Here is a 23,221-nt window from a genome sequence, read left to right on the forward strand (position 1 = left end):
CGTTTTCGCGGGCTCAGGCGCAGTAGTAGGTGAGCCGACTGGTCATCGGCCTAGCACTGAGCCGGGGTTCCCCCCGTACCCCAGGGCTCGTGCATTCGGCGCGGGTGGGACACGTTCCCCCGGTCCCACCCGCGCCCCACACGTCCTCACCAGTGCACAACCACCTTGTCGCCGCCGCGCACCTGCGCGAAGAGATCCGCGATCGCCGCCTCGTCCCGTACGTTCACACAGCCGTGCGAGGCGCCCGCGTAGCCCCGGGCCGCGAAGTCGGCCGAGTAGTGCACCGCCTGGCCGCCGCTGAAGAACATGGCGTACGGCATCGGCGAGTCGTAGAGCGTGGACACATGGTGCCGGGACTTCCAGTAGACCCTGAACACGCCTTCCCGGGTGGGGGTGTACTGCGAGCCGAACCGGACGGGGACCGCGCGCAGGGTCCGCCCGTCGATCATCCAGCGCAGGGTGCGGCTCTCCTTGCTGATGCACAGCACCCGGCCGGTCATACAGCGCTCGTCGGGCGCGTCGGCGGGCTGGCCGCCCATCAGATACAGCTCCCACCGCCCGGGTTCACGGGTCATGCCGAGCAGCCGCTGCCAGGTGACGGTGTCGGTCCGCCCCGTGCGCGGCAGTCCACGCTTGCCCTGGAAGCCCTTCACGGCCTCCTCGGTGCGCTCGTCGTAGGTGCCCGTGGGGCCGTCGAAGAGCCAGGCGACCTGGCGCAGCCGGGCCTGGAGTTCGCGGATGTCCCGCCCGTCGTCGCCGCGCGACCAGAGCACCTTCGGAGGGCTCGGCTTCGCCTTCGTCGGCCCGGCGCCGGGCTTGCCGTCCGCGGCGCCCTGGCCGGACGGCGCGGCGGGCTGCGTCCGGGTGGCCTCCACCCGTACCGGCGACCGGTTCCCTTCCTGGCCCGCGGCCCCCGCGGTGCATCCGCTCAGCACCGCCAGCGCGGCCGCCGCGGCGACCGCTCTCCCTGCTCCAGGACCGCGCATGTCCTACCCCCGTCGTTCCGCCGTTCGTCACCTGTGTCCCATGAGATGTCTCCCCCCGCGTGACTGGTTGCGAACGAGGCCGCATCGTTGTGAGGTAGGTCCAACGAAGCGACGCGGAGGCACACCATGGCACGCGAGTCGGAGTCCGGACTGCCCATCGAGCCGGTGTACGGGCCGCAGGCGCTGGAGGGCTGGGACCCGGCCGGGAAGCTGGGCGAGCCGGGCGCGTACCCGTTCACACGGGGCGTGTACCCGTCGATGTACACCGGCCGCCCCTGGACGATGCGTCAGTACGCGGGGTTCGGCACGGCCACCGAGTCCAACGCCCGCTACCAGCAGCTGATCGCCAACGGCACCACGGGCCTGTCGGTGGCCTTCGACCTGCCGACCCAGATGGGCCACGACTCCGACGCGCCGATCGCGCACGGCGAGGTCGGCAAGGTGGGCGTGGCGATCGACTCCGTGGACGACATGAGGGTGCTGTTCGACGGGATCCCGCTGGACAAGGTGTCCACCTCGATGACCATCAACGCCCCGGCCGCGCTCCTTCTGCTGCTGTACCAACTGGTGGCGGAGGAACAGGGGGTGAGCGCGGACCGGCTCACCGGCACGATCCAGAACGACGTGCTGAAGGAGTACATCGCGCGCGGGACGTACATCTTCCCGCCCAAGCCCTCGCTGCGGCTGATCGCCGACATCTTCAGGTACTGCCGGGCCGAGATCCCGAAGTGGAACACCATCTCGATCTCCGGCTACCACATGGCCGAGGCGGGTGCCTCGCCCGCGCAGGAGATCGCCTTCACCCTCGCCGACGGCATCGAGTACGTCCGTACCGCCGTCGCCGCCGGCATGGACGTCGACGACTTCGCGCCCCGGCTGTCCTTCTTCTTCGTCGCCCGTACGACGATCCTGGAGGAGGTCGCGAAGTTCCGTGCCGCGCGCCGGATCTGGGCCCGGGTGATGAGGGACGAGTTCGGCGCGCGGAACCCCAAGTCGATGATGCTGCGCTTCCACACCCAGACCGCGGGGGTGCAGCTGACCGCGCAGCAGCCGGAGGTGAACCTGGTCCGGGTCGCGGTCCAGGGCCTGGCGGCGGTGCTGGGCGGCACGCAGTCGCTGCACACCAACTCCTTCGACGAGGCCATCGCCCTGCCCACCGACAAGTCCGCCCGCCTGGCGCTGCGCACCCAGCAGGTCCTGGCCTACGAGACCGACGTCACCGCCACCGTCGACCCCTTCGCCGGGTCCTACGTCGTCGAGCGGATGACCGACGAGGTCGAGACGGCCGCGCTGGAGCTGATGCGGAAGGTGGCGGACCTGGGCGGCGCGGTCGCCGCCATCGAGCACGGCTTCCAGAAGGGCGAGATCGAGCGCAACGCCTACCGGATCGCGCAGGAGACCGACTCCGGCGAACGGGTCGTGGTCGGCGTCAACCGGTTCCGGCTCGACGAGGAGGAGCCCTACGAGCCGCTGCGCGTCGACCCGGCCATCGAGGCCCGGCAGGCCGAGCGCCTCGCCTCCTTGCGCGCCGGGCGCGACCAGGCCGCCGTGGACGCCGCGCTCCAGGCACTCCAGAAGGCCGCCGAGGGCGAGGACAACGTCCTCTACCCGATGAAGGACGCCCTCAGGGCCCGGGCCACCGTCGGCGAGGTCTGCAACGCCCTGCGCGGGGTGTGGGGCACGTACGTGCCCTCGGACACCTTCTGACCTGCGGGCGGACGACCGGCAGGCGGACAGGCCGGGGGAGTGTCGGACCCGCGTGCGACACTCCCTCTCATGTTCGGCGTCATCGATCTCCCCACCTATCTGGCAGGCCTCGTCCTGATCGTCCTGCTGCCCGGCCCCAACTCCCTCTACGTGCTCTCCGTCGCGGCCCGCAAGGGCGTGCGCACCGGCTACGCGGCGGCGGCCGGTGTCTTCACCGGTGACGCGGTCCTGATGACGCTGGCGGCGCTCGGCGCGGCCTCCGTGCTCACCACGACCCCGCTGCTGTTCATGGTCGTGAAGTACGCCGGTGCCGCCTATCTGGCCTGGATGGCGTACGGCATGCTGCGCTCGGCACGGGCCATGTGGAAGGCGCGCGGCGAGCGGCCCCTGGTGGAGGCCGCCGTCGCGTCCGTGGAGCCGTCCGAGGAGCACCCCTACCGGCGGGCGCTGGTGGTCTCGCTGCTCAACCCGAAGGCGATCCTGTTCCTGATCTCGTTCTTCGTGCAGTTCGTCGACCCGCACTACGCCTACCCGGCGCTCTCCTTCGTCGTCCTGGGCGCCCTGCTCCAGACGGCGAGCTTCCTCTATCTGTCGCTGCTGATATTCGGCGGCACCCGGCTGGCCGACACCTTCCGGCGCCGCAGGCGGCTCGCGGCCGGGGCCACGTCAGCGGCCGGCGCGCTGTTCCTGGGCTTTGCGGTGAAGCTGTCGCTCGCCGGCGCGTAGCGCCCGGGTCACCACGGGCGGCAGCAGGTCGGCCGCGATCCGCCGGGTGCGGCTGCGGCGCCGGGCAGGCTGCGCCGCGGGCCGCCCGTGCGGCGGACGGGAGCGTGCGGGCGGGGCCTTTGTCGGTACGACGGTGAGCGGGGCGTGGTCGGCGTACCGGGAGAGGGGGAAGTCCGGGGCGCGCATGGCCTTGTCGGACTTCAGCCTGATCAGCCGGTGGCCCGCCGCCTCCTGGACGCCGAGCCGGCAGTCCTCGCGCGAGCGCGCCATCGCCAGCAGTTCCTCCTGTACGGCCTCGGGGTCGCCCCAGGTGCCGTAGAGCTTCTGTGTGCTCAGGCAGACCGGGCGCAGGCCCCGGTTGAGCACGGCCTCCCAGGCGGCGACCGAGACGCCCGGGGTGTGCTCGGAGCGGAAGTCGTCCAGCACGACCACGCCGTCCGGCAGCAGGACCTCGCGGGCGGCGCCGATGTCGGCGTACACGTGCTCGTACAGATGCGAGGCGTCGACGTGCACGAACCGGCAGGAGCGGGGGCGCACCTCGGAGGGCACCAGGGAGCTGGGGCCGTGCAGCACGCGCGGCAGCTCCCTGTGGAAGGCGAGGTAGTTGTCCTCGAACGCCCGCCGGGTGAGGCTGCCGTACGACTTGGCCGACTCGGCGCGGTTGGCGGTGTCCGGGGCCTCGCCGCCGAACAGGTCGCAGACCGTGTACCGCTCGCCCTCGCGGCGGTGCCGGCCGAGGAAGATCGCGCTCTTGCCCAGGTAGACCCCGACCTCCAGCAGGTCACCGGACAGGCCGGCGGCCTCCTGGCGGTCCAGGAACCAGTCGAACAGGACCTGGTCGAGGACGGGGAACCAGCCGGGGACGTCTTCGAGCCTCATCGGCCGGGCGGTGGTGGTGTGTGCGGCGGTCATGGGATCGGGCACTCCTTGCACGGGGACGAGGTCTTCGCTCCCGGCGCCTTCCCCGGGGGAGCGAGCCAAACGCCGGCGCGGCTGAACGACGCGTGAACCCGCCCCGACCCGACCCAGTCTCACCCCACCCCCCACCCCTCGCACGACGGGCCCACCACTCGGGGTACCCCCGCCAAGCCCCCGGCACATCGCTGTGCCGAGAAGGCCCACCCCCCTCAAGGGGCGCGGGGCCGTGCTGATCAGCGGCTCCGCCGCGGGGCGCGACCAGCCACGACGGACGGCCAGCCCGCCACGAACACCCCCCGCCCCACGGGACCCGGCCACCCCAACCCCAACCCCACCCCACCCCACCCCGGCGCAGCCTCACCCCCCAGTCACCCGGGGGACAGGAGGCCCGGGGCGGGAGACCCGCGGCGGGGATACCGGGCAGGCCCGGCTCAGCGCACCCTGTCCGGCACCTCCCGCGACAACGCGTCCCGCAGCAGCGGCGTCGCCCGCCGCTCCACGAACCGGTTGAACAGCCAGGCCAGGAACAGCATGCAGGCGAGGGTCGCGGCCAGCGTGGCGTAGGACGGCAGCCCCAGGTGCCGGTGGAAGGTCTCCACGGCGACCCAGCCCAGATGCTCGTGCACCAGGTAGAACGGGTACGTCAGCGCGCCCGCGACGGTCAGCCAGCGCCAGTCGGCCCGGCGCAGCCAGCCCAGCGCCACCGCGAGCACCGCGACGAAGCCGAAGGTGACGATCGCGATGATCACGTACGCCGAGCGGTAGGAGAAGTGGCCCGGCCCCGGCGGGTGCCACAGCTCGGCGACCGCGTAGTGCTGACCGGTCAGCCAGCTGATCGCCACGATGCCCCAGGCGATGACGTCCCGGCGGTCGCGGTACAGCAGGTAGACGCCGATGCCGCCGACGAAGAAGGGCGCGTACTCCGGCATCAGGACGAGGTCCAGCAGCGGCTGGTCCGCCGCGTCGGCGATCGCGGCGGCCATCGTCCACACCACGCAGAACAGCACCACCCGGCGCCGGCTCGCCCCCGGCAGCACGACGCACAGGGCGAACAGCGCGTAGAAGCGGACCTCCACCCACAGCGTCCAGCACACACCGAGCACCCGGTCGGCGCCCAGCGGCTGCTGCAGCAGCGTCAGGTTCAGCAGGGCGTCACTGGGGGAGATCGCCTCGTACGCCACCACCGGCAGCGCGAAGACCGCCGTGACCAAGACGACGGCCACCCAGTACGAGGGCATCAGCCGGGAGACGCGGGAGGCGAAGAACGAGCGCAACGGGCGGCCCCAGCCGCTCATGCAGATCACGAAACCGCTGATGACGAAGAAGATCTGGACACCGAGGCAGCCGTAGGCGAACCACGGGTGCAGCGTCGGGAACTGCGTCTTCGCCGAGGAGCCCCACGCCTCGCTGATTTCGCCGCCGCGGCCGCCGTAGTGATAAAGGGCGACCAACAGCGCCGCGAGCAGCCGCAGTCCGTCGAGGGCGCGCAGCCGTCCGCCGGAATTCCCGGCCCGTGCCGGTGCGTTGCCGAGGGCTTTCCCGGGTGCGGTCGTGACGGGCGGGGGCGCCGGAGTGCCGACGACCGTTTCGGTCATGGAGCCAATCCTCGTCAGTCACCGGAAGTGTCAACGGGCCAACCCTAGATGTCATTCCACGGAATTCCGTTCGAGGGAAGCACGATTTGCCTGACGGTCCTGATCGGTTCACCTCCACGTCGCATTGGTTTCTTACTGTTCTCCGACCTTCACGCATGCTTTGGCAACTTCTTTGCCTTCTACGCCTCATCCCAGAGCAGGAGCACCATGACGAGGGTTCGCAGCCGATGGTCACGTCCCCGGTCCGGGGACCCGGCATCCGCGCCCACGGACGCCGGCCCGCCGACCGCACAGGTCACCCCGGCCGACCTGGACGACTGCCTGCGCGCGTGCGCCGCGCACAGCGGCAAGCTCGTCGGCAGTCTCGACCCCCGCCGCACCGCCCTGGCCGAACAGCTGCGCAAGCTGCTCGCCCTGTGGGCCGCCCAGGAGCAGTCCGAACCGGCCCCGGCCGGAGCGGGCGGCCTGTTGCGCCGCGGCACCCGGACCACGAGCCCCGCCATCGGCAACGACCTGCTGGACGCCCTGCTGGCCGTCGGCAACAAGGCGCTCGACTGCGGTTACGACGACGAGCTGAACCTCACCCTGCTCATCAGCGACACCGTCCTGACCCTGCGCAGGAACTCCCGCGCCGGCTGGCGGCTGCGCGGCCGGCTGCTGGAGGCGGCGGGCCGCCCGGAGGCCGCCGTCGAGGCCTTCGACCGCTATCTGGCGCTCACCGACGACGACGGCTTCGGGGTCCGAGCGAAGACCGCCGGCCTGCGCGTCGCCCAGGACCGGCGCCGCGAGATGCTCGCCCTGCTGCGCACCACCGTCCCGGCCGCGACCGGGTTCGCCGGCCGGCCCGCCACCGGCACCTGGGCCGAGGGCCTCGCCGCGCACGCCGAGGGCGACTGGGACACCGCACGGGCCCGTCTGGTGGGAGCGCTCCTCGCCATGGACCGCGCCGAGGCGCCCGAGCAGGACTTCCAGGAGGCCCTCGGCCACTACCTGGACCTCGCCACCAGTGCCCAGGTCCGCCCCGACGCCCAGCTCACAGAACTCATAGCCCTGTTCGCCGAGCAGCGCCGCAACCGCATGCGCGGCCCCGTGCCCGACCCGACCTACGGCGGCGTCAACTGGCTGACCCTCGGTGAGTTCCGCAACCGGATCGCCGGGAAGTCCATCGCCCTGATCGCCAACTCCGGCAAGGTGGGCACCTCTTCGCTGGGCGCCGAGATCGACGCCTACGACCTGGTCGTGCGCTTCAACTCGTACAGGATCGACGCCGCGCACACCGGCCGACGCACCGACATCCACGTCACCATCCACAAGCACGGCTTCAACTGGGACAAGAAGGTCGACACCCGCCTGGTCTTCGGCGGGATCTCCGGAGACTGGAAGCACTCCCTGCGCACCCGGCTGGTGCCCGGCGCCCAGACCTACCTCGGCGACGAGACGCTGCGCTGGCCCCTGCGCAACATCGGCAAGCTCGGCGCCGACGTCTGGCCCTCGATCCCGACCAGCGGCTTCAACATGCTGTGGCTGCTCGACTTCCTCGACGTCAGCCCCACCCTGGACCTCGTCGGCTTCGACTTCTACGAGTCCGGTGCCTACCGCGTCGACGCCGCCATGAAGATGCCCATCACGTCCGTGCACGAATACACCAGCGAGAAGGCGTGGGTCATGGAACGGGCCCAGAGCGTCTCCGGCATGAGGATCTCCCTGCGATGACCGCGACCCACATATCCGCCGCGCCGAGCTCCGCGGCTCCGGCCACCGACGCCCGCGCGCTCACCGGCAAGCGCCGCATCGCCTTCGCCAGCTTCGTCGACGAGAACTACCTGCCGGGCTTCCTCGCCCTGCTGCGCTCCCTCGCCCTGTCCAACCCAGGGGTGTGCGAGGACTTCGTCGTCCTGCACGACGACCTCAAGCCCTCCTCGATCGCGAGGATCCGCGCCCTGCACCCGCGGGTCGACTTCCGTCGCGTCGACGCCGACCACTACGACACCTACGCCAAGGGCGACCAGGACAACTACCTGGTCCGCAAGGCCTACTTCATCCTCGACGTCTTCAAGATCCGCGACTACGACACCGTGATCACCCTGGACACCGACATGGTCGTCCTCGGCCCGCTCGCGGAACTGCTCTCCCTGCGCGAGGGCCTGGCCGCCGTACCGCAGTTCTTCTACGGCCAGCACAAACTCAACAGCGGCCTGCTGGTCATCCAGAAGGAGTACCTCAGCGACGCCTTCTACGCGAAGATCGACAAGGTCGGCCGCGAGGGCTCCTACGAGCTCGACAAGCACGACCAGGGCATCCTCAACGCCGTCCTGGACGGCGACTTCGTGCGTCTCGACCCCAGGTACAACTTCGTCAAGCGGCGGCTGTCCGGCGACCTCCCGGTCCCCGACGACACCGCGATCCTGCACTTCACCGGCCGCCACAAGCCCTGGCAGGGCGGCGAGGCCGGCTACACCCAGGCCCAGGAGCGGTGGGCCGAGTTCGACCTGAGCGACGCGGCCCTGCAGTCCGCCTTCCTCTCCCGCGGCGGCACCCTCCACCGCGACCTGGTGGTCCACTTCGGCACCCCGCACGTGGAACGCACCGGCGACGTCGACACCGCCCGCAAGGTCGCCCTCGCGCACATCGGCTCCGGCGACTACCAGTCGGCCGTCGACATCATGGAGCGCGTCCACATCCCCGTGGACGAGGCCTGGCCGCACGAGGTCTACGGGCACGCCCTGATGAGCGTCTCCCGCTACGACGAGGCCCGCGCCCAGCTGCTGCTGGCCACCTCCGCGCCCAACCGCGCCGCCACCGCCTTCGCCCGCCTCGCCCAGATCTCCTGGGTGCACGGCGAGGACACCGCCGCCCACCAGTACGCCCTCCAGGGCATCACCGTCGACCCCACGCACCGCGCCGCCCGCGTCTGGCACCAGCGGTCCGTCGGCGTCCCCGTCCAGCAGCAGGGCAGCCCCGGACAGCAGCTCGCCCACGTCGCCTTCTACATGGACCGGCAGGGCAACGCGGGCGACAAACTGCTCCCCGAGAGCGTCCGGCTCGCCTTCGACGAGGACTTCGGCGCCCGCCGCTGGCACTCGGTGCACGCCCACCGCCTGTTCGACGAGGCGGCCCTGGAGCGGGTCAACGCCCGCCGCGGCATGGTCATCGGCGGCGGCGGCCTGTTCATCCCGGACACCATGCCCAACGGCAACAGCGCCTGGCAGTGGAACGTCCCGGACGAGCTACTTGAGCGCGTCGACGTGCCCATCGCGGTGTACGCGGTCGGCTTCAACGCCTTCGACGGGCAGTCCTACCGCGCCCAGCGCTTCCGTGAGTCGCTGCGGCTGCTGGTGGAGAAGTCCTCCTTCTTCGGCCTGCGCAACCACGGCTCCATCGCCAAGGTCCGCGCGATGATCCCGGAGCACCTGCACGACAAGGTCCGCTTCCAGCCCTGTCCGACGACCGTCACCCGCCAGCTGGTGGCGGACTGGCAGGACCCGGCCACGCGCGACGACACCATCCTGGTCAACGGCGCCTACGACCGCGCGGGCCTGCGCTTCGGCCACGACTACGGCTACTTCCTGGCCCAGATGGCCCGCGCCGTGAAGGACCTCGGCTCGCTCGCCGAGGTGAAGATCGTGGCGCACTCCCTCGACGACGAGAAGCTGGCCTTCGACCTGCGCCGCGAGCACGGGCTGTCGCTGCCGGTCGTCCCGATGTACGACTTCGAGAACGACGAGATCCGCGCCCTGTACGCCCGCACCAAGCTGGTCATCGGCATGCGCGGCCACGCGGGCATGATCCCGTTCGGCTGCGGCACACCGATCATCAGCCTGATCTCGCACCCGAAGATGGCGTACTTCCTCGCCGACATCGAGCGCCCCGAGTGGGGCGTGTCGGTCCACGACCGCGACCTGGCCGCCCGGCTGGTGGAGCGGGCGAGGGACCTGCTCGCCGACCACGCGGGGACCGTGGCGGACGTGCACGGGCGCCAGCAGGAACTCTGGAAGATCACCGAGGCGAACGCGGCCGACCTCCGCGTGATCCTGGGCGGTTGACGCATGGGTGAGCCCCCGCACGGCCGTGCGGGGGCTCACCCATGCGTCAGGAGGTGCGGGAGCGGACGCTCACGCGTGGGGCGTGAACAGAAGGTTGCGCGTCGCACGCGGGCGGGGGGCGTACGACGGGACCAGCTCGCCGTCGGCCTCGGCCACCCAGTGGGCGTCGTAGCCCAGGGGCTCGAACTCGGCGAGCAGCGGGTCCAGCGGGGCGCCCGCCAGGGCCTCCAGCATCACCGTGGGACGGTCCCGCTTGAGCACCTGGCGCGCGCCCTTGAGGACCGACATCTCGTGGCCCTCCACATCGATCTTGATCAGATCGAGCTTGGTGCCGGCGAAGACGTCGTCCAGGGCCAGCAGCTGGATCCGCTTCAACTGGGCGTCGTCCGCCCCGTGTTCCAGGGACGAGCCGGTCGAGAGCAGGTTCCCCGCGAAACGGACGCTGATCTCGGCCCAGCCGGCCTCGGAGGACACGCCCGCCTGGAAGCGTCTGACGTTCTGGACGTTGTTCATCCGCAGGTTCACCGCGAGCCGCGCGTGGATCTCGTCCACCGGCTCGAATGCGTGCACCTTCGCCTTGGGATTGGCCAGCGCGGCGATCATCGAGAAGTAGCCGACGTGCGCGCCGACGTCGGCTATCGTCGCGCTCTTCGCGGCCAGCCGTGACCAGGTGGACAGGCTGCCGGGCTCGTAGCCGAACCGCCCGTTCCACACGGTGTCCAGGGCGACCGCCTCGTCGTTGACGCAGAACATGACGAACGGCGGACAGTACGGGGAGTCGATCTCCACGAGGCCCCGGTAGGGGAACTTCTTGCGGTGCGTGCGGATGATCTCGCCCGTGGCAACCGGCCGGACAGATGGTGCGTGGGCCAGCGTCCGGGCATTGGACTCTTCAAGCTGGGAAGTACGCATCCCGCGATCGTAGAGCCGCGAGCCCGGCGTGTCGCAGCTTTGCGAAAAGCTATTCCGCCTCGTGAGTCAGCCGTCACGGGACCGCACTGCCATTGCTTCTGCCGCAAGCAGGAGTTCCCGTCGATGTTCCCTTCCGTTAATCTCCGCTTGGGTTCCGGGCCGGGGCGGCGTTCCCGTGGTTCTCGGGACCCCGACGCCGCCCCGCGACGCGCTCATCGGTTCGCGACCGGCTCAGCGGCGTACGGCCTTCCTCAGCGCCTTCGCCCGCCGCACCATCCGGCGGGCCGTGGAGTTGCGCGGCAGGAAGGACAGCCGCTCCGGGATACCGCCCGGCAGCCCCAGGGTGGTCAGCCGGCGGCGCTTGAAGTAGCGCTGGGTGCGCGCGCCGAGGTGGGTGGAGAGGAACCGCTCCGCCGCCGGGCGCAGGCGCGGCAGGATCTGCGGCTGCATGGTGAAGCCGACCGCCTCGAGCAGCCCGGTCAGCCGGTCCTTGGGCAGCGCGTCCCCGCCCTCCGCCTCCAGGTCCGCGAGCAGCGCGTCCGCCAGGGTCACCGGCACCCGGTTGCTGTTCTGGTACGGCGTGAGCCGGTCCAGCAGCGGCTCGGTGCCGATCCGGGCGACCGGGAGGCCGTAGAACGCGGACGCGGTGAACAGGGCGGTGGAGAAGCAGCCGACGACCAGCGCGGGCGGGGCCTTCTCGAAGAGCACCTCGGCGAGCACGGGCGTGTCGACGACCGTGAGCGTGACGCCGAGCCTCTCGGCCTCGGTCTCCAGGGCGCGGCTGTAGGAGGCGGGCGCGGTCGGGTGGGGCTTGAACACGACGGCCTTGTGTCCGCGCCGGACCGCCCCGCGCATCATCCGCACGTGCAGTTCCTCCTCCTCCTTCGCGGAGAGGATGTTCAGCGCGGACAGGTACTGGCCGAGCAGCAGCGCCGCGTCGTCCGGCAGGACGGGCAGCTCGCCGGAGGCTCCCGCCAGGCAGCTCATCACCTTCAGGAAGGCGGGCGTGGGCAGCACCTGCGCGGGCACGCCGAACTCGGTCAGCAGCAGCGGGGTCAGGCCCGGCACCAGGTCCAGGTGCAGCAGGCGCCGTACGCGGGTGCCGACCAGCGGGTCGATCTTGTTGCGGGTGGGGCCGTAGCTCATCAGTCCGTCGGCGTAGACGTCGACGGGCGCCCCGGTGAAGATCTGGGCGAGGCTGAGCGCGGGGTTGACCTGGATGGACTCCAGGACCAGCTCGACCCGGTCGTCGCCGAGGCCCCACAGCAGCCGCAGATACCGCTCGAACAGCGGCAGGTCGTCGGCGCGCGGCGCCCAGGCGCCGGGGTGGAAGGGGTGGATCGCCTCGTTGAAGGAGAGCACGTCGTCGAAGTGGTCGCGCAGATGCTCGAAGCCCGGCATCTCGTCCACCGCGGGCGTGGTCTCCGGGCACGCGGCGTTGTTGAACACCAGCAGCACCCGGCGGTCCGCCTCCGTGAAGCAGTCCGAGTCGATCGCGGCCACCAGGGTCGCGGCGCCGTACAGCGTGGAGACGCAGAAGATCTGGGTGGTACGGGACATCAGGCAGCCGCCTTCGCAGTGGAGGCCCGGCGCCGCAGCCGCCGCAGCTTGGTGGAGCGTTTGAGATCCATGGTGTCGAGCACGTCACCGAGGGCGTCCTGCGGCATGCGCTGTATGGCGGCCGCGCTGCGCGCGCGCAGCTCCCTGGCGACGGCCGGCTCGAACTTCTCGATCTCCGACAGATGGTGGGCGATGATCGCGCAGTAGGTGCGCACGGCCTTGGGCAGCAGCCGGTCGGCGTCCCGGTCGGCCGCGGTCTCCTCGACGACCTGGTCGAAGGCACGGATGAAGTCGAGCTGGCGGACGTCACCGATCTGGGTGAGAGAGGTGGCGACTCCGCGCCGGTAGAACACCCCGTACAGGTCGAGCACGGCGAAGGAATCGGCCTCCCGGTGCAGCTTCCAGATCCACGGCCGGTCCTCGGCGGTGCGCAGCCCGTCCGTGAAGTGCACCAGGCCCCGGTCGACGAGCCGGCGGTGGTAGCAGCCGGCCCAGGCGTAGGCGTAGTCCACGGAGGTCGAGCGGTCGGCGGGCAGGATGGCCGCGCGCGGGTCCAGCACCTCGCCGCGCAGGCCGACCGGGACCCGGTGCACGGTCCGGGCGCGGGCGGTGGCCTGGACGTGGTCGACACGCACGAAGTCGCAGCCCAGCCGCTCGTGGGCGTCGACCAGGTCCGACAGGTAGCCGCGGGCCAGCCAGTCGTCGCCGTCCAGGAACGTCACGTACTCGCCGGTCGCCAGGTCCAGTCCGGTGTTGCGGGCGGTGGCGAGACCGCCGTTCACCTCGTGGCGGACATGGCGCACCCGGGCGACCTCGGAGAGCTCCTCGGCAGCCCGTTCGAGAATCGCCGGGGTCTCGTCCTGGGAATGATCGTCCACCAACACGAATTCGAAGTCGCTTCGAGCGTTCATACGAAGACTTCGGAGCGTGTCCGGCGCGTATTGCTGGACGTTGTAGAACGGCACAATCACGGAAAGCTTTGGCACTCGCGAAAGCCTAGAAGGTAGGCCCGGTGAGTGACTAGCCGACGGGCGTACAGGGAGTGAACTCGATGTGTCGGAACGGTGCACCACGAGTGCATTCGGCCTTTCCGGGGGCCAGTTCGGCTCTCGGTGGGCTGCTGTTAACTTTTCGTTGAGTCGTGGTTGGCCCATAACTTGGAATCGCTTCCTAGCGTCTTCGACGTGCCACCTAGTTCAACGAACCCCACACGGATCGCCGTGCTCGCGGATTCGGACACCCGATGGAAATGGGGTGCGCTGACCGCGCGCCGCATCACGCCGGGTGAAACCGTCCTCGACGGCTTCCTGCTGCGCGGCCGGGCCACACCCACCGCCCGGCAGCTGGCCGAGGTGGGCGTGCCCGCCGACTCCCTCACCGAGGTCACGGCCGTCGAGTTCCTGCGCGCCATGGCCGAGGGGTCGTACGACGTCCTCGTCCTCTCCCTCGTCGGCGGCGGCGTCCAGGCCATGCTGCACGGCCTCAAGCGCGTGTGGGAGGACGTCCCCGAGCGGCCCGTCGTCGTCACCGGCTACGTCGGCGTCGTCTACGAGAAGCTCACCGACGGCCTGCTCCTGCGGCACGGCGCGGACCTCGTCCTCGCCAACTCCCGGCAGGACGCCGAGCGGTTCCGCGCGGTGTACGAAGGGGTCGGCGCCGACGCCGACTCGGTCACCGAGGTGGCCCTGCCGTTCCTCGGCGGCGCCCCCTACGAGGGCGAACACGACCCGTACACCGTGGTGTTCGCCGCCCAGCCCTCCGTCCCTGACTCCCGCAGGGACCGGACGTACCTGCTGGAGCGGCTCGTCCGGCACGCGCGGCTGCACCCCGAGCGCGAGGTGCTCCTCAAGCTGCGCTCCAAGCCGGGTGAACACACCACGCACATCGAGGAGCTGCCGTACCAGAAGCTGGCGCAGAAGCTCGATCTGCCGTCCAACTTCCGCCTGGTGTACGGCAACATGGGCGAGGTCCTCGACCGCACCGACCTGCTGGTCACGATCAGCTCGACGGCCGCGCTGGAGTCGCTGCACCGCGGCATCCCCACCGTCGTGCTCACCGACCTCGGGGTCCGCGAGGTCCTCGGCAACCACCACTTCGTCGGCTCCGGGTGCCTCGCCTCCTGGGAGCAGCTCGACGCGGGGCACCGGCCGGCGGCGGACGCGGAGTGGGTGGCCCGGCAGGGCGTCGCCGTCGACGGGGCGTTCGACGCCGCGCGGGAGCGGGTCGCCAAGCTGCTCGCGCAGCCGGGAGGGCGTGCGCCGCTCACGCCGTACTACACGCCGGCCAGCGCGCCCGGGTATCTGCCCGGCATCCTCGCCCGGCATCACCTAGGGCCCGACGGGGCGGTGCTGCCGGGGGCGCCCGCGCATGACAGGGAGCCGGGTGCCGTCCGGCAGATCGTGCGGCGGGCCGCGCGGGGTGCCTACCGGCACGGGGTGCAGCGCGTCGCCCCTGTCATCCGGCGGATGGGGGAGCTGTGAGCTCCGCTCAGGGGGCCGCTTCGGGCCGTCCTTCGTCCGCCGCGCCGCCTGGGCCGGTCGCGCAGTTCCCCGCGCCCCTTGAAGGCGGCTTCGCCGCCATCCCCTCCGCGAACCTTGCGCAAGGAGTTCATCCCATGTCCAACTCGTCGGCTGACGCGGGCGCGTCCGTGCGTCGCGTGCTCGCTGTCATTCCCGCCCGGGGTGGGTCCAAGGGCGTGCCCGCGAAGAATCTCGCGCCCGTCGGGGGTGTTCCGCTGGTCGCCCGGGCGGTGCGGGAGTGTGTCGCGGCGCGGTTCGTGACCGATGTGGTCGTCTCCACCGACGACCAGGCCATCGCCGCCGCCGCGCGCTCGGCCGGTGCCGAGGTCGTGCTGCGTCCCGCCGCCATCGCCGGGGACACCGCCACCTCCGAGGCGGCCGTCCTGCACGCCATGGACGCCCACGAGGCCCTGCACGGCTCGCCCGTCGACGTGGTCCTGCTCGTGCAGTGCACCAGCCCCTTCGTCGTCCGCGAGGACATCGACGGCGTGGCCGGGGCCGTCGTACGGGGCGGTGCCGACAGCGCCGTCACCGTCGCCCCCTTCCACGGCTTCGTCTGGCGCGACGCCGAGGACCAGAGCGAGGGCGGCGTCGGCGTCAACCACGACAAGTCCTACCGGCCCCGCCGCCAGGACCGTCCCCAGGACCACCTGGAGACCGGCGCCGCGTACGCCATGGACGCCGCCGGGTTCCGCACCCACAACCACCGCTTCTTCGGCCGCACCGAACTGGTCCGCACCGACCCCGCCCGCGTGCTGGAGATCGACGACCCGCACGACCTGGCACGCGCCCGCGCGCTGGCCCCGCTGTTCGACGCGGACCGCCCCGGCGCCCTTCCCGCCTACGGCGACATCGACGCCGTAGTCCTCGACTTCGACGGCACCCAGACCGATGACCGGGTGCTGGTCGACTCCGACGGACGGGAGTTCGTCTCCGTGCACCGCGGAGACGGGCTCGGCATCGCCGCCCTGCGCAGGAGCGGGCTGAAGATGCTGATCCTGTCCTCGGAACAGAACCCTGTGGTCGCCGCCCGCGCCCGGAAGCTCAAGCTCCCGGTGCTGCACGGCATCGACCGCAAGGACCTCGCACTGAAGCAGTGGTGCGAGGAGCAGGGCATCGCGCCGGAGCGCGTGCTCTACGTCGGAAACGACGTCAACGACCTCCCGTGCTTCGCCGTCGTCGGCTGGCCCGTGGCGGTCGCGAGCGCCCACGACGTCGTGCGCGGCGCCGCACGCGCGGTCACCACCGTCGCGGGTGGCGACGGCGCGATCCGAGAGATCGCCGGCTGGATTCTCGGACCCTCGCTCGACTCTCTCGACCCCTCCACCAAGTAAGGACACCCCTGTTATGAGCACCAACTCCCGTCTGCGCAGCTTCGGTTCGCGCGAGGTCGGCCCCGGCAAGCCCGTCTACATCTGCGGCGAGATCGGCATCAACCACAACGGTGAGCTGGAGAACGCCTTCAAGCTGATCGATGTCGCCGTCGAGGCCGGCTGCGACGCCGTGAAGTTCCAGAAGCGCACCCCGGAGATCTGCACCCCGCGCGACCAGTGGGACATCGAGCGCGACACCCCCTGGGGCCGGATGACCTACATCGACTACCGCCACCGTGTGGAGTTCGGTGAGGACGAGTACCGCCAGATCGACGAGTACTGCAAGGACAAGGGGATCGACTGGTTCGCCTCCCCGTGGGACACCGAGGCCGTCGCCTTCCTGGAGAAGTTCGACGTCCCCGCCCACAAGGTGGCCTCCGCCTCGCTGACCGACGACGAGCTGCTGCGCGCCCTGCGCGCCACCGGCCGCTCGGTCATCCTCTCCACCGGCATGTCGACCCCCCGCCAGATCCGCCACGCGGTCGAGGTCCTGGGCTCCGACAACATCGTCATGTGCCACGCCACCTCGACCTACCCGGCCAAGGCCGAGGAGCTCAACCTCCGCGCGATCAACACGCTGGAGAAGGAGTACCCGAACGTCCCGATCGGCTACTCCGGCCACGAGACGGGCCTGCAGACCACGCTGGCCGCGGTCGCCCTCGGCGCCGTCTTCGTCGAGCGCCACATCACCCTGGACCGCGCCATGTGGGGCTCCGACCAGGCGGCCTCCGTCGAGCCGCAGGGCCTCACCCGCCTCGTGCGCGACATCCGCACCATCGAGGCGTCCCTCGGTGACGGCGTCAAGAAGGTCTACGACTCCGAGCTCGGCCCGATGAAGAAGCTGCGCCGTGTCACCGGTGTCGTCGCCGAGGCGGAGATCGCCGCCGCCGCGGGCGAGCCGGTCTCCGTCTGAGCACTCTGATCCACCCGGACCAAGATCCTCCTACGACGGGACGGTCGTACCGCCGATGAGCCCCCGCGCCGGGAATGCCGGCCCCCCCACTCTCGCGTTCGTCGAGAGCCCGGTACAGCTGCTGAACGTACTGGAATGGGCGCACGCGCATGCGCACGCGCTCGGCGCGGGGCTCGCACTCGTGGTCCTCTCGCCCGTCGACCCGATGACCCGCGGCCAGCTACGCCGGATGGCGGAACTGGCCCGCGAGGAGGGATACGAGGTCCGCTGGGAGGAGGCCCGCGGGGGCACCGCGGCCCCCTTCCACACCATCGGCGGGCTCATGGGCCCGCTGCGCCGGGCCGAGCGGATCGTCATGGGCGATCCGTTCTCCCGGTACGTCCAGCTGCTGCTGACCATCACCCGGGCCCGGGAGCTGGTCGTCGTCGACGACGGCACGGCCACCATGGAGTTCGTCACCCAGCTCGCGCGCGGCGAGAAACTGGTGCGCTGGCACCGCAAGGGCAGCAGGCCCGGCCCCCGCGACCTGGTGTTCGCGCCGGTCTCCTCCGCCGCGCGCCGCCGCCTGGCCCCGGGCGGGCAGCGGCAGGTCGAGGTGTTCTCGTCCATGCCGATCTCCGAGAGCCCGGACGGCGTCACGGTCACGGCCAACTCCTTCGCCTGGACCCGCGCCCGGTTCGGGCCGCCGCGGATCACCAGAACCGCCGACATGGTCGGCACATCGCTGGTCGAGACGGGTGTCGTCGACGGCGACCGCTATCTGGAGGCCGTGACCGGCCTCGCCAGGACGCACGGCGCCACGCGCTACTTCGCCCATCGCCGCGAGAGCGCCGAGAAACTGCACCGGCTCGCCGTCGAGACGGAGCTGGAGGTCGTGCGGCCCGATCTTCCGCTGGAGCTGATCGCCCGGCGTGGGCCCATCGGACGGACGATCCTGAGCTTCCCCTCGACCGTGGTGCACACGTTGCCGCTGGCGCTGGCTGGTACGGACGTTCGAGTCGCCGTGTGCGACATCGACCCGCGGTGGCTTACGCAGGGTGCGTCGCCCCGGGCGCAGGGGTTCCTGTCCGGGGTGACGGGGTCCGCGCGTGACGTGACACGGCTGGCGGCGGTTGCCGCGGGGTGAGGGGGGTGAGGGGGGTGAGCGCGGGCTGACCGGGTCGATTGGGCTGTGTCGGCTGGGCTGGCTGGGCCGGCTGGGCTTTCGTCACTGAGCGTGTTCTTCGTGGGTGGCCGTTGTGGTGTGTGACCTGACACAGTGAGGTCCCGACAGGCGAACACTCCCGTCGTACTCGAGTGAACCGTGGTATCCGTGGAGGGAATGAGGTCGCTCGTCGCGGATTTCATGATCGAAAAAGCTGACGGGCGGGCGAGTTTACCCATCGCAGTCCGCAGCTATGCCTGGGGCGGTCAGGTTTTCTTCCCCTAACGGGCTGAACTTTTGTTGATCGCGGGTCAGTTGACCGTCCCGGCGTCCTACCCTTCAGAGGGTGAAGCAACCCATGTCCCTTGAGTCCGAGGCCGTTCCTCCCGGGGAGGCCGTGCTTCCCGGCACCCTCCCCGAGGAGCTCCGTGCCGAACTCGTGGCCTTCCGCCGCGACTTGCACATGCACCCCGAGCTGGGAAACCAGGAGTTCCGTACCACCGCGGCGATCAAGGCGCGGCTGGAGCGGGCGGGCCTGAAGCCGCGGGTGCTCGACATGGGGACCGGGCTCGTCTGTGACATCGGTGTGCCCGACGGGGTGTGGAGCGGCGGCCCCCGCATGCTCGCCCTGCGGGCCGACATCGACGGGCTGCCCATCCCCGACGCCAAGACCGAGTGCGCGTATCGCTCGACCGTGCCCGACCGGGCGCACGCCTGCGGCCACGACGTGCACACCACCGTCGTGCTCGGGGCCGGGCTGGTGCTGGCCGATCTGCACCGGCGGGGGCTGCTGCCCCGGCCCGTGCGGCTGCTGTTCCAGCCGGCCGAGGAGGTGCTGCCCGGCGGGGCCGCCGACGCCATCGAGGGCGGGGTGCTGGACGGCGTCGAGCGGATTCTCGCCGTGCACTGCGACCCCCGGGTGGACGCGGGGCGGATCGGGCTGCGGGTGGGTGCGATCACCTCCGCGTGCGACCGGCTGGAGATCGCGCTCGGCGGGCCCGGTGGGCACACCGCGCGGCCGCATCTGACGACCGACCTGGTGACGGCCGCCGCGCGGGTCGTCACCGACGTGCCGGCGCTGATCGCCCGGCGGGTGGACACGCGGGCCGGGCTGGCCGTGACATGGGGGCGGATCGAGTCGGGGCATGCCTCGAACGTCATTCCGCAGCATGCCGAGCTGTCCGGGACCGTGCGGTGCCTGGACATCGAGGCGTGGCGGCAGGCGCCGGACCTCGTGGTCGCGGCGATCGACGAGGTCGCGAACCTGCACCGGGCGAAGTCGGAGATCACGTATGTGCGGGGGGTGCCGCCGGTCGTCAACGACGCCGGGGCGACCGCGCTGCTGCGGGACGCGATGACCGCGCGGCGGGGGGCCGACTCTGTCGAGAGCACCGAGCAGAGTCTGGGGGGCGAGGACTTCTCCTGGTACCTGGAGCACGTCCCGGGCGCCATGGCGCGGCTCGGGGTCCGTCCGCCGGGCGAGCGGACCGTGCGGGACCTCCATCAGGGTGACTTCGACGTCGACGAGTCGGCGATCACGGTGGGGGTGGAGCTGTTCACGGCGGCGGCGCTGGTGGACGAGGGCGTGTAGCTTCGCGCCTGCGGGGTCCGGTGTTCCTGCGGGACCTGGTGTTGTAGCGCGGTACGTGGGTGGGTGGTGCGGGGCCGGGGCGGGGGGGGTGCGGCCGCCGGGCCCCCCCCCCGCCCCCCACGGGGGGTCTGGTGTCTGACGGCGGCCGCTGCGGGCGGACACCCCCCGCCCCGTCCCCTTGCCGCCGTACGCGCCTTCCCGTCGCCTGTCGCCTGTCGCCTTGCCGCCTGGGGTCGCGCGCCGCCGCCGCGGGCATGCGTGCCGCCAGGGGCGGCGCGGGTGGGCGCTGGGGTCCCCCCTCCGGGGGAGGTACCTCGCTGACGCCGAGCTGGGTAACGCCCGCCCCCGCCAAACACGCCCCGGCGGCGAAACGCCGCGTCGAGGCCCGGCCTCCCCGGGCAGTCCACCCCGGTCTCACCTCAGCCGCCCCCCTCGGGTTGCGGGCGGGTCGGAGGGGAGGGAGTCTGACCGTGAGTGCGGGCGGCCTGTGGTCCTCTGTCCTTTTCGAACCAGTGGGTAACGAGGGCGTAACCGGCCATCGGCACGAATGGATAACGGCCGCGCGGAACCCCGTTCCCAGGAGTGTCTACGCGCGTTAATCTGCGCCGAACCTAGCACCCACTGCGGGGCTGTGGAGAATGGGGAACTTCAGATGCGTCGGATATCCAAACTGACTCGCGTCGCGGTGGGGGTCGCGTCGATCGCGCTCGCTGCCACGGCCTGCGGCGGCACCAGCAGCGACGGTGGCGACAGCGGCGACAAGCAGGACCTCGGCCTCGCGATCGCCTACGACATCGGCGGCAAGGGCGACCAGTCCTTCAACGACGCCGCGTACGCCGGTCTGCAGAAGGCCCAGAAGGAGTTCGGCTACAAGACGGCCGACATCGAGCCCACCGAGGGCGAGACGGACGCCGACAAGCAGCAGCGTCTGGAGACCCTCGCCAAGCAGGGCTACAACCCGGTCATCGGCGTCGGCTTCGCCTACGGCCCGGCCATGGAGGCCGCGTCCAAGAAGTACCCCGACACCACCTTCGGCATCGTCGACTCCGTGGTCGAGGGCAAGAACGTCGCCTCCCTCGTGTTCGCCGAGCAGGAGGCCTCCTACCTCGCCGGCGTCGCCGCCGCCAAGGCCACCAAGAGCAACACGGTCGGCTTCGTGGGCGGTGTGGACGTCCCGCTGATCCACAAGTTCGAGGCCGGCTACAAGCAGGGTGTGGCCGACACCAACGCCAAGGTCAAGGTCATCTCCCAGTACCTGACCCAGACCGCCGAAGAGGGCGGCTTCTCCAGCCCCGACAAGGGCAAGGCCGCCGCCGAGGGTCAGATCGAGAAGGGCGCCGACGTCATCTACGCCGCCGCCGGTCTGTCCGGCCAGGGCGTCATCGAGGCCGCCTCGAAGGCCGGCGTCTGGGCCATCGGTGTCGACTCCGACCAGTACAAGCAGGAAGCCCTCGCGGCGTACAAGGGCAAGATCCTCACCTCCGCCCTGAAGGACGTCGGCGGTGCGGTGTACACGCTGGCCGCGTCGGTCCAGGACGGCAAGCCGCTGACCGGCGTGCAGACCTTCGACCTGAAGGTGAACGGCGTCGGCCTGTCCGAGAGCAACCCCGAGTTCGCCAAGATCGCCGGCCTGACCGAGGCCGTGGCCGCGGCCAAGGAAGGCATCACCAGCGGTCAGATCAAGGTCAAGACCGAGTAGTACCGAGTGGTTGCCGGGCCGTGTCCGGCAGCGCCGCAGCGGTTCCGAGCGGGCGGGTGCGACTTCGCACCCGCCCGCTCCGTTGCGTTCGGTCCCGGTCGCCTTACGTCACCTTCCCCTTGCGTTCGGCAAGCCCCGGCGGGCGCCACGGAGTTAGCTTGGCCACGGCCGCATAACAAGGTGGACAGAAGGGGTTTTCAGGTAGGTCTACGCGCGTTAATCTGCGGCGAAGCCAGCGCCGAAGCTGAACCGTCCTCCGGCGCTTGTACGACAGGAGCACCACAACATGCGCCGGATTTCCCGGATCACGGTCGCAGGCGCAGCGACCGCCTCTCTGGCCCTCGCCCTCTCCGCCTGCGGCGGCACCTCGACGTCGGGCTCGTCCGCCGACTCGAAGGGCGACCTGGGCCTGGCCATCGCGTACGACGTCGGCGGCAAGGGCGACCAGTCCTTCAACGACGCCGCGTTCTCGGGCCTGGAGCAGGCGAAGAAGGAGTTCGGCTACGACACGGCCGACATCGAGCCCACCGAGGGTGAGACGGACGCCGACAAGCAGCAGCGTCTGGAGTCCCTGGCCAAGCAGGGCTACAACCCGGTGATCGGCGTCGGCTACGCCTACGCCGCCGCGGTGAAGGGCGCCGCCGAGAAGTTCCCGAAGACCACCTTCGGCATCGTGGACGACTCCACGATCGAGGCGAAGAACGTCGCCGACCTGGTCTTCTCCGAGGAGGAGGCGTCCTACCTCGCCGGTGTCGCCGCGGCCAAGGCCACCAAGAACGACACGGTCGGCTTCGTGGGCGGCGTGGACATCCCGCTGATCCACAAGTTCCAGGCCGGCTTCGAGCAGGGCGTCAAGGACACCAAGCCGCAGGTCAAGGTGCTCACCCAGTACCTCACCCAGACGGCCGAAGAGGGCGGCTTCTCCAGCCCCGACAAGGGCAAGTCGGCCGCCGAGGCGCAGATCGAGAAGAAGGCCGACGTCGTCTACGCGGCGGCCGGTCTCTCCGGTCAGGGCGTGATCGAGGCCGCCGCCGCCAACAAGGTCTGGGCGGTCGGCGTCGACTCCGACCAGTACAACCAGGAAGCGCTGGCGAAGTACAAGGACTCGATCCTGACCTCCGCCATGAAGGACGTCGCCAAGGCGGTCTACAACCTGGCGAAGTCGGTCGAGGACGGTAAGCCGGTGACCGGTATCGTTCGGGGCGATCTCAAGAGCGGCGAGGTGAGCCTGTCGAACTCCAACCCGGAGTTCGCGGACAATGCCGAGATCCAGAAGGCCGTCGAGACCGCCAAGGAGAAGATCATCAACGGCGCGATCAAGGTCAAGAGCAGCTGAGCGGAAACACCTTGAGCAGGGTGTGACCGAGGGGTTGCGTTCGCTCGACCGGGTGCGGGGAGACTTTGCTTCCCGTACCCGGTTGTCGGCGATGCGTGGCCCCCTGAAATGCCGTAGGGGCGCTACGCGCGTAGACGACCCCCGTCCCCAGGAGTGTGCGCCATCAACGCGTCCAGCAGCCCTCCGGCCGGAGCGGCGG

Annotated in this window: 17 protein-coding genes; 11 read left to right on the top strand and 6 right to left on the bottom strand. The window is 70.8% G+C overall.

Going from position 1 to position 23,221, the window contains the following annotated elements:
- Positions 1-146 precede the first annotated feature (146 nt).
- Complete coding sequence (locus tag ACFYR0_RS00590; RefSeq protein ID WP_389320005.1) at positions 147-986, bottom strand: L,D-transpeptidase family protein; 840 nt, start codon at positions 984-986, stop codon at positions 147-149.
- A gap of 126 nt (positions 987-1,112) precedes the next feature.
- On the opposite strand from ACFYR0_RS00590, the gene ACFYR0_RS00595 reads away from it, so the two are divergent.
- Entirely contained in the window at positions 1,113-2,693 is a 1,581-nt protein-coding gene (locus tag ACFYR0_RS00595; protein WP_389320008.1) for a methylmalonyl-CoA mutase, read from the top strand.
- A gap of 69 nt (positions 2,694-2,762) precedes the next feature.
- A complete protein-coding gene (gene leuE, locus ACFYR0_RS00600; protein WP_389320010.1) occupies positions 2,763-3,419 on the top strand; it encodes a leucine efflux protein LeuE in 657 nt (218 codons plus the stop codon).
- Here the strand turns inward: leuE and ACFYR0_RS00605 are convergent.
- Positions 3,360-4,331 carry a class I SAM-dependent methyltransferase gene (locus tag ACFYR0_RS00605; RefSeq protein ID WP_389320013.1) on the bottom strand — a complete coding sequence of 324 codons (972 nt, stop codon included), beginning with the start codon at positions 4,329-4,331 and terminating at the stop codon, positions 3,360-3,362. The two genes, leuE and ACFYR0_RS00605, sit on opposite strands and share 60 nt — an antisense overlap.
- 437 nt (positions 4,332-4,768) lie before the next feature.
- Positions 4,769-5,932 carry an acyltransferase family protein gene (locus tag ACFYR0_RS00610; RefSeq protein ID WP_389320016.1) on the bottom strand — a complete coding sequence of 388 codons (1,164 nt, stop codon included), beginning with the start codon at positions 5,930-5,932 and terminating at the stop codon, positions 4,769-4,771.
- 207 nt (positions 5,933-6,139) lie between these two features.
- On the opposite strand from ACFYR0_RS00610, the gene ACFYR0_RS00615 reads away from it, so the two are divergent.
- Both ACFYR0_RS00615 and ACFYR0_RS00620 read left to right on the top strand, forming a co-directional pair.
- Positions 6,140-7,645 carry a glycosyltransferase family 29 protein gene (locus ACFYR0_RS00615; protein WP_389320018.1) on the top strand — a complete coding sequence of 502 codons (1,506 nt, stop codon included), beginning with the start codon at positions 6,140-6,142 and terminating at the stop codon, positions 7,643-7,645.
- Positions 7,642-9,975 carry a glycosyltransferase gene (locus ACFYR0_RS00620; protein WP_389320021.1) on the top strand — a complete coding sequence of 778 codons (2,334 nt, stop codon included), beginning with the start codon at positions 7,642-7,644 and terminating at the stop codon, positions 9,973-9,975. The genes ACFYR0_RS00615 and ACFYR0_RS00620 overlap by 4 nt, the downstream gene beginning before the upstream one ends.
- Before the next feature lie 69 nt (positions 9,976-10,044).
- Here ACFYR0_RS00620 and ACFYR0_RS00625 read toward each other — a convergent pair whose 3' ends face one another.
- From ACFYR0_RS00625 to ACFYR0_RS00635, 3 genes are all read right to left on the bottom strand, one after another.
- Positions 10,045-10,887 carry an FkbM family methyltransferase gene (locus tag ACFYR0_RS00625; protein ID WP_389320024.1) on the bottom strand — a complete coding sequence of 281 codons (843 nt, stop codon included), beginning with the start codon at positions 10,885-10,887 and terminating at the stop codon, positions 10,045-10,047.
- A 231-nt stretch (positions 10,888-11,118) separates the two neighbouring features.
- Positions 11,119-12,447, bottom strand: coding sequence for an alpha-2,8-polysialyltransferase family protein (locus tag ACFYR0_RS00630; RefSeq protein ID WP_389320027.1), 1,329 nt, complete (start codon positions 12,445-12,447; stop codon positions 11,119-11,121).
- Positions 12,447-13,433: a glycosyltransferase family 2 protein gene (locus ACFYR0_RS00635; protein ID WP_389320030.1), complete on the bottom strand. Its 987-nt coding sequence runs from the start codon at positions 13,431-13,433 to the stop codon at positions 12,447-12,449. Before ACFYR0_RS00635 ends, ACFYR0_RS00630 begins: the two co-directional genes overlap by 1 nt.
- Positions 13,434-13,631: 198 nt before the next feature.
- Here ACFYR0_RS00635 and ACFYR0_RS00640 point away from each other — a divergent pair, with 198 nt between their 5' ends.
- The 7 genes from ACFYR0_RS00640 to ACFYR0_RS00670 all read left to right on the top strand — a co-directional run bounded on the left by ACFYR0_RS00640 (position 13,632) and on the right by ACFYR0_RS00670 (position 23,022).
- The gene (locus tag ACFYR0_RS00640; protein WP_389320033.1) at positions 13,632-14,927 is read left to right on the top strand and encodes a DUF6716 putative glycosyltransferase; all 1,296 of its coding nucleotides are present in this window, start codon (positions 13,632-13,634) and stop codon (positions 14,925-14,927) included.
- Between the two features lie 134 nt (positions 14,928-15,061).
- Positions 15,062-16,300 (top strand): cytidylyltransferase domain-containing protein, encoded by a 1,239-nt coding sequence (locus tag ACFYR0_RS00645; protein ID WP_389320036.1) that lies wholly within the window; start codon positions 15,062-15,064, stop codon positions 16,298-16,300.
- Between the two features lie 13 nt (positions 16,301-16,313).
- Entirely contained in the window at positions 16,314-17,252 is a 939-nt protein-coding gene (locus ACFYR0_RS00650) for an N-acetylneuraminate synthase family protein (protein ID WP_389320039.1), read from the top strand.
- Positions 17,253-17,307: 55 nt separating this feature from the next.
- Positions 17,308-18,378, top strand: coding sequence for a hypothetical protein (locus ACFYR0_RS00655; protein WP_389320042.1), 1,071 nt, complete (start codon positions 17,308-17,310; stop codon positions 18,376-18,378).
- A gap of 376 nt (positions 18,379-18,754) precedes the next feature.
- On the top strand, positions 18,755-19,987 hold the full coding sequence (locus ACFYR0_RS00660; RefSeq protein ID WP_389320045.1) for a M20 family metallopeptidase: 1,233 nt from the start codon (positions 18,755-18,757) through the stop codon (positions 19,985-19,987).
- A 652-nt stretch (positions 19,988-20,639) separates the two neighbouring features.
- The gene (locus ACFYR0_RS00665) at positions 20,640-21,686 is read left to right on the top strand and encodes a BMP family protein (RefSeq protein ID WP_389320048.1); all 1,047 of its coding nucleotides are present in this window, start codon (positions 20,640-20,642) and stop codon (positions 21,684-21,686) included.
- Between the two features lie 286 nt (positions 21,687-21,972).
- The gene (locus ACFYR0_RS00670) at positions 21,973-23,022 is read left to right on the top strand and encodes a BMP family protein (protein WP_389320051.1); all 1,050 of its coding nucleotides are present in this window, start codon (positions 21,973-21,975) and stop codon (positions 23,020-23,022) included.
- Positions 23,023-23,221 lie beyond the last annotated feature (199 nt).

Source organism: Streptomyces sp. NPDC005017 (assembly GCF_042873115.1).
In the GTDB taxonomy this organism is placed as follows: Bacteria; Actinomycetota; Actinomycetes; order Streptomycetales; family Streptomycetaceae; genus Streptomyces.

Excerpts from the sequence above, each read along its gene's own strand:
- ACFYR0_RS00590 (WP_389320005.1), bottom strand. The coding sequence starts at position 986 with ATGCGCGGTCCTGGAGCAGGGAGAGCGGTCGCCGCGGCGGCCGCGCTG.
- ACFYR0_RS00595 (WP_389320008.1), top strand. The coding sequence starts at position 1,113 with ATGGCACGCGAGTCGGAGTCCGGACTGCCCATCGAGCCGGTGTACGGG.
- leuE (WP_389320010.1), top strand. The coding sequence starts at position 2,763 with ATGTTCGGCGTCATCGATCTCCCCACCTATCTGGCAGGCCTCGTCCTG.
- ACFYR0_RS00605 (WP_389320013.1), bottom strand. The coding sequence starts at position 4,331 with ATGACCGCCGCACACACCACCACCGCCCGGCCGATGAGGCTCGAAGAC.
- ACFYR0_RS00610 (WP_389320016.1), bottom strand. The coding sequence starts at position 5,932 with ATGACCGAAACGGTCGTCGGCACTCCGGCGCCCCCGCCCGTCACGACC.
- ACFYR0_RS00615 (WP_389320018.1), top strand. The coding sequence starts at position 6,140 with ATGACGAGGGTTCGCAGCCGATGGTCACGTCCCCGGTCCGGGGACCCG.
- ACFYR0_RS00620 (WP_389320021.1), top strand. The coding sequence starts at position 7,642 with ATGACCGCGACCCACATATCCGCCGCGCCGAGCTCCGCGGCTCCGGCC.
- ACFYR0_RS00625 (WP_389320024.1), bottom strand. The coding sequence starts at position 10,887 with ATGCGTACTTCCCAGCTTGAAGAGTCCAATGCCCGGACGCTGGCCCAC.
- ACFYR0_RS00630 (WP_389320027.1), bottom strand. The coding sequence starts at position 12,447 with ATGTCCCGTACCACCCAGATCTTCTGCGTCTCCACGCTGTACGGCGCC.
- ACFYR0_RS00645 (WP_389320036.1), top strand. The coding sequence starts at position 15,062 with ATGTCCAACTCGTCGGCTGACGCGGGCGCGTCCGTGCGTCGCGTGCTC.
- ACFYR0_RS00650 (WP_389320039.1), top strand. The coding sequence starts at position 16,314 with ATGAGCACCAACTCCCGTCTGCGCAGCTTCGGTTCGCGCGAGGTCGGC.
- ACFYR0_RS00655 (WP_389320042.1), top strand. The coding sequence starts at position 17,308 with ATGAGCCCCCGCGCCGGGAATGCCGGCCCCCCCACTCTCGCGTTCGTC.
- ACFYR0_RS00660 (WP_389320045.1), top strand. The coding sequence starts at position 18,755 with ATGTCCCTTGAGTCCGAGGCCGTTCCTCCCGGGGAGGCCGTGCTTCCC.
- ACFYR0_RS00665 (WP_389320048.1), top strand. The coding sequence starts at position 20,640 with ATGCGTCGGATATCCAAACTGACTCGCGTCGCGGTGGGGGTCGCGTCG.
- ACFYR0_RS00670 (WP_389320051.1), top strand. The coding sequence starts at position 21,973 with ATGCGCCGGATTTCCCGGATCACGGTCGCAGGCGCAGCGACCGCCTCT.